This is a genomic window from Candidatus Avelusimicrobium alvi, from assembly GCF_958451995.1.
GTDB classification, from domain to species: Bacteria; Elusimicrobiota; Elusimicrobia; order Elusimicrobiales; family Elusimicrobiaceae; genus Avelusimicrobium; species Avelusimicrobium alvi.
Map to the genome: position 1 here is coordinate 1 of NZ_CAUDSG010000060.1, position 4,923 is coordinate 4,923.

The window sequence follows — 4,923 nt, forward strand, 5'->3', positions numbered from 1 at the left end:
GAATATCAACTTATATAAATAGGGGGATATATCCCGTGCAGAAAAGTCTCGGATTTACGCTAATAGAGCTGTTAGTGGTGGTTTTAATCATCGGTATTTTGGCGGCAGTCGCACTGCCGCAGTATGAAAAAGCGGTATGGAAATCCCGCGCCGTGGAAATGATGACCGCGGTAAAAGCTTTGGGCCAGGCGCAGGAGATGTATTATATGGCCAACGGAAATTATCCGTCGCGCTTTGATGAACTGGATTTAAATTTTGACGGCTTTGGTTCACAGCAAGGCAGTCAGTGTGCGCTGACGGTATCGTCCGGGGATGCGGTGCGCGCCGGTAAAAGCTATGAGCTGGTAATCAACAACGCTCCGGGTTCTTTTTTCCTCTCTTCTTCCGCTTTTATCACGGGGGAATATAAGTGTGCCGGATTTACGTATGTGAATGATAAAGTGAAAAACAGTACATCGGAAGGAAAAATTTACTGCTGGGAACAGGGGTGGACGGCTCCCGCCGGCTTTTTCTGCGAACGGTTGTTAACGGCAAATATATAAGCAATATCGCTTCCTGGCGCACTTATGAAATATAACCCCCGGCCTTTGTTGGGACCGGGGGTTTTGCAACGCTAAATTACGCTTCCTGGTAGTCTTTTAACATTTTCGTGCGGCTGGGGTGGCGCAGCTTGCGAATGGCTTTGGCCTCAATCTGGCGCACGCGCTCGCGCGTAACGTTAAACATTTTGCCCACTTCTTCCAGGGTGCGGGGATAACCAGAATCAATGCCGAAGCGCAGGCTGATGATTTTGGCTTCGCGCTCGGACAGCGTGGCCAGCACGTCCGCCACTTCCTGCTTGCGCAGGAAATCCACGGCCGCGCTCGTCGGGTTCGGCCCGTTCTTATCTTCAATAAAATCTTCCAGGTTGGAATCCTCGTCCTCGCCGATGGGGGTGGACAGGGAAATCGGGTCCTGCATAATTTTAAGCACGCTTTTCACCTTTTCCACCGACAGGCGCAGCGTTTTGGAATAATCTTCCAGCGTGGGTTCGCGTCCGTGTTCCTGGCGGAACTTGTTGGTTACTTTGGTAAGCTTGGACACCAATTCCTTCATATGCACCGGGATGCGGATGGTGTTGGCCTGGTCCGCAATGGCGCGGTTGATGCTCTGGCGGATCCACCATGTGGCGTAGGTGGAGAATTTAAACCCGCGTTTGTATTCAAATTTTTCAACGGCTTTCATCAGCCCCAAGCCGCCTTCCTGAATCAGGTCCGACAGTTCCAGGTTGGAGTTCACGTGTTTTTTGGCGATGGACACCACCAGGCGCAGGTTGGCTTTGATGAGTTTTAGTTTGTCCTGCAAAATCATATCTTCAAAGAAGACGATGCGGTCGTTAAACGCGATGAATTCCTTTTCGGTCATCGGCAGCATATCCACCATTTGGGCGTGGCGTCTTTGCACGTCTTCAATGTTGGAAAGCGCGCGCTCCAGCTCCGGCAGGGTGAATTTGGTGGCTTTTTTAAATTCTTTGTCGGTAATCTTTTTGGTTTTATAGCGGTTGACGAGTTTTTTTACGTCGGCGTACGGGCCGAAATAATCGTCAAAGCGCTGCATATCGTTTTTGGCTTCGGTCAAACGGTCGGCCAGGTTTTTGATTTTGTTGGTCAAACGTTTGATTTTATTCTGGTTTAAATTCAGCTTGGTGATGCTGGCCACCACTTCTTTTTGTTTGGCTTCCAGCTTTTCAATATGGTTGTTGCGCTTTTTTTCGCTCAAATCGCCTTCGCGCAGTTCTTTCATCAGCTTGGTGATTTCCTGCTCGCGTTTGCCGATAAACTGCGCCGCGTCTTTAAGTTTTTTGCGCATATTGTTCAGCTCGCGCGTGGTGCGTTTGCCGCGGGGCATCAGCTCTTTGGTCGTCATTTCTTCCTGGTCTACGAGCTCTTCCCAGTTGCAGATTTCGCGCATCGTGATGGGGGACTCCAGCACCAGCTTGCGCAGTTCTTTTTCGCGTTCGCGGATATTGCGCGCGAGGGTGATTTCTTCGTCGCGAGACAAAAGCGGCACCTTGCCCATTTCGGACAGGTACATGCGGATGGAGTTGGAGATGTCCGGGCTGGCCGACCAGTCTTCGCTCAGCGCGTCTTTGTCGGAAGCGGAGACGGATTTAAATTTTTTCTGGTCCACGACCTGAATGCCCAAGTCGTCAAGCGTACCCATTACGCCGTCAATGTCCTCCGCGCTCATATCCGACGCGGCGATAGAACGGTTTAGTTCCTCCAGGGATAAAAAACCGCTTTCTTTGCCTTCTTCCACTAAATCTTTCAGCGCTTTGTTTCCAGATGCCATATTTTCCTCAACTGCGATATTTTTTTAATTTGTTCTGCAACTGCATATACGTCTGAATTACGTCGGGCGGCACGTTGCCCGCACCGAGCTGCTTCATCTGCCGTTTTACGGCTTCCAGGCGTTTATGCAGCCCGGATGATTCCAGCTTGGCCGCGCAGGCGGCTATGTCGCGCGCGGGATTGAAATCCGTCGGGGTTTGCAAGAGAGCGAGTTTGACGAGTTCGTTTTTCTGCTCCGGCGCGTATTGGGCGGCCAGTTCCGCCAGGTTCTGCGCTTGCGGGTGCTCCGCGCGCGCCCGGACGATGGCCTGGAACAAACGCCATGCGCCGGGATTGGAAAAATCTTCCTGCGTCAGCTCCGAGCACAATACCAGGTGCTCCGGGCTTTTTAACAGCCACGACAACAAATCTTCTTCCGCCGCGTTGGCGGGAGCGGCGGCCGCGGGCGCGGCCGCTTGGCGGCGTTGGTACGAAGCCGGGGCCAGCGCCGGCTTTCTTAAACGTTCCAGCACCAGCTGTTCGTCCACGCCTACGTGTTCGGCCACATATTTCGCCCATTCGCGCCGGACGATTTCATCCGGCTGTTTGGCGATGGTTTCCGCCAGTTCGGCGATGATGCGCGTTTTGTCCTGCGCCTGCAGGGGCTTGTCGTACAGGTCCAGCTGCAGCCCGGTGTGAAACGCCATCAGGTCTTGGGCGGTGTCTAAAATGTTTTCAAAACTGTCTTTGCCGTATTTGGCGATGTATTCGTCCGGGTCCAGCCCTTCGGGCAGCGAGGCCACTTTCACAAACAGCCCGCGCTCAATCAAAATAAGCGCGCCGCGCAGGGCCGCTTTAATGCCGGCGGCGTCCGGGTCAAAAAGCACGGTTACATTGTCCGTATAGCGTTTTAACAGCCGCGCGTGCTCTTCGGTCAAACTGGTGCCCAGCGGGGCCACCGTGTATTCCGCACCCGCCTGGTGGCAGGCGATTACGTCCATATACCCTTCCAGCAGCACCGCGCGGCCGGATTTGCGGATGGCCGGCCCCGCAAAGTTGAGCCCGTACAGCACATGGCTTTTGGTAAATAAAACCGTTTCCGGTGAATTTAAATACTTGGGCTCGCCGTCGCCTAAAATCCGCCCGCCGAAACCCACCGTGTCGCCCCGTTGGTTGATGATGGGGAACATCAGGCGGTTTCTGTAATAGTCCCGCGCGCCGTAGGCGGTCAGCACGCAGAGGCCGGCGTCTTTTAAATCTTTTTCGGAATATCCCGCCGCTTTGGCTTCGCGCGCAAAGGCGGTGGGCTCGTTTTTAGCCAGGCCCAGCTCAAACTTCTGGCAGGTTTCCTTCGTCAAATTACGCTGTTTTACGTACGCGCGCGCGAATTCGCCGCCTGCGGACATTAAATTTTTGTGATAGAACGCCTTGGCAAAATCCAGCAGCCGGCGTACGCCCGCGCGGCGGAGCTCTTCGCCGGTCATCGGTTTGGCCGGCTTGTATTCCACCCCGGCCATATCGGCCAGTTTTTCAAGCGCTTCGTTAAACGACAGGTTTTCCATCTTCATCAGGAAGGCAAAGATATCGCCTCCTTCCTGACAGCCGAAGCAATAAAACAGCCCCTTTTCGCTGCTGCAGGTGAAAGAGGGGGTCTTTTCTTTGTGAAAAGGACAGCAGGCCTTGTAGGTTTTACCCGCGCGTTTGAGGCCCGGCACATATTGCCGGATAAATTCTACAATGTCTAACTTGTCCTTGATTTCTTCTACAATGTTGTTATTCACGCCTGCGCCGCCTGGTTTTGGATTAAAGGCAAAGAAGGCAATAGCCCGATACTTGCGTAAAGGACTATTGCCTGTGGTGCTTCTTTAATTAAAAACGTCTGCGTTTGGTGCGTCTGGCGCGGCGCTGAGCTTCCTGCGATTTGATTTTTCTTTTTACGCTCGGAGGCATATAAGTTTCGCGTCTTTTGATTTCTTTCAAGATGCCGTTCTTTTCGCATTCTCTTTTGAAGCGTTTAAGGGCTTCTTCAAGGTGTTCGGCGTCTCTTACTTTTACGAAAACCATTACGTACTCACCACCTTCTACGGCTAGTAGCTAAAGATAAAAAAGCAATTGTGTTACCTTATATATATTATAACTTATTTTCCGCGTTTTTGGCGCGGAGTTTTCAGCCTGCGGGCCACAAAAAACGCCGGCCGGCCATTAAGTGAAAGTGCAGATGGTCCACGCTCTGGCCCGCGCCTTTGCCGTTGTTGGTAACGAGGCGGAAGTCTTTTAAGTCAAACTGCCGGGCGAGCTTTTTGGCCGCCAGCAGCACTTTGCCCAAAAGAAGCGCGTCGTTTTCGTCCGCTTCCGACAGGCGCGCAATATGTTTGCGCGGAATAATCAGGATGTGGGTGGGGGCCTGGGGGTTTAAATCCTTAAACGCCACCACGTCATCATCTTCGTAAATCAGCTGGCTCTTGACGGAGCCATCGGCAATGCCGCAGAAAATACAGTTCATAGAGTTATTATACATATTTCGGCTTTGGGGCAACAACCGTCCGGGGCCTTGCTTACGTTGCTTGGCGACATTGTTTAAATAGTGTGGCTCAATTAGTCGGATGTACCCGCA

The 4,923-nt window shown here is 52.5% G+C and carries 5 protein-coding genes; 1 reads left to right on the forward strand and 4 read right to left on the reverse strand.

The genetic code is table 11. From position 1 onward, the window contains the following. The first annotated feature begins 35 nt into the window (after positions 1–35). Positions 36–542, forward strand: coding sequence for a type IV pilin protein (locus ACQY36_RS07855; RefSeq protein WP_428078721.1), 507 nt, complete (start codon positions 36–38; stop codon positions 540–542). 76 nt (positions 543–618) lie between these two features. On the opposite strand, the gene ACQY36_RS07860 is transcribed toward ACQY36_RS07855, so the two are convergent. The 4 genes from ACQY36_RS07860 to ACQY36_RS07875 all read right to left on the reverse strand — a co-directional run bounded on the left by ACQY36_RS07860 (position 619) and on the right by ACQY36_RS07875 (position 4,812). Continuing rightward, complete coding sequence (locus ACQY36_RS07860; RefSeq protein WP_428057679.1) at positions 619–2,331, reverse strand: sigma-70 family RNA polymerase sigma factor; 1,713 nt, start codon at positions 2,329–2,331, stop codon at positions 619–621. 7 nt (positions 2,332–2,338) lie between these two features. Next, entirely contained in the window at positions 2,339–4,090 is a 1,752-nt protein-coding gene (gene dnaG, locus ACQY36_RS07865) for a DNA primase (RefSeq protein ID WP_428070785.1), read from the reverse strand. 88 nt (positions 4,091–4,178) lie between these two features. After that, positions 4,179–4,373: a 30S ribosomal protein S21 gene (rpsU, locus tag ACQY36_RS07870; protein ID WP_087286540.1), complete on the reverse strand. Its 195-nt coding sequence runs from the start codon at positions 4,371–4,373 to the stop codon at positions 4,179–4,181. Positions 4,374–4,476: 103 nt separating this feature from the next. After that, positions 4,477–4,812 carry a histidine triad nucleotide-binding protein gene (locus tag ACQY36_RS07875; RefSeq protein ID WP_428057683.1) on the reverse strand — a complete coding sequence of 112 codons (336 nt, stop codon included), beginning with the start codon at positions 4,810–4,812 and terminating at the stop codon, positions 4,477–4,479. Positions 4,813–4,923: the final 111 nt, after the last annotated feature.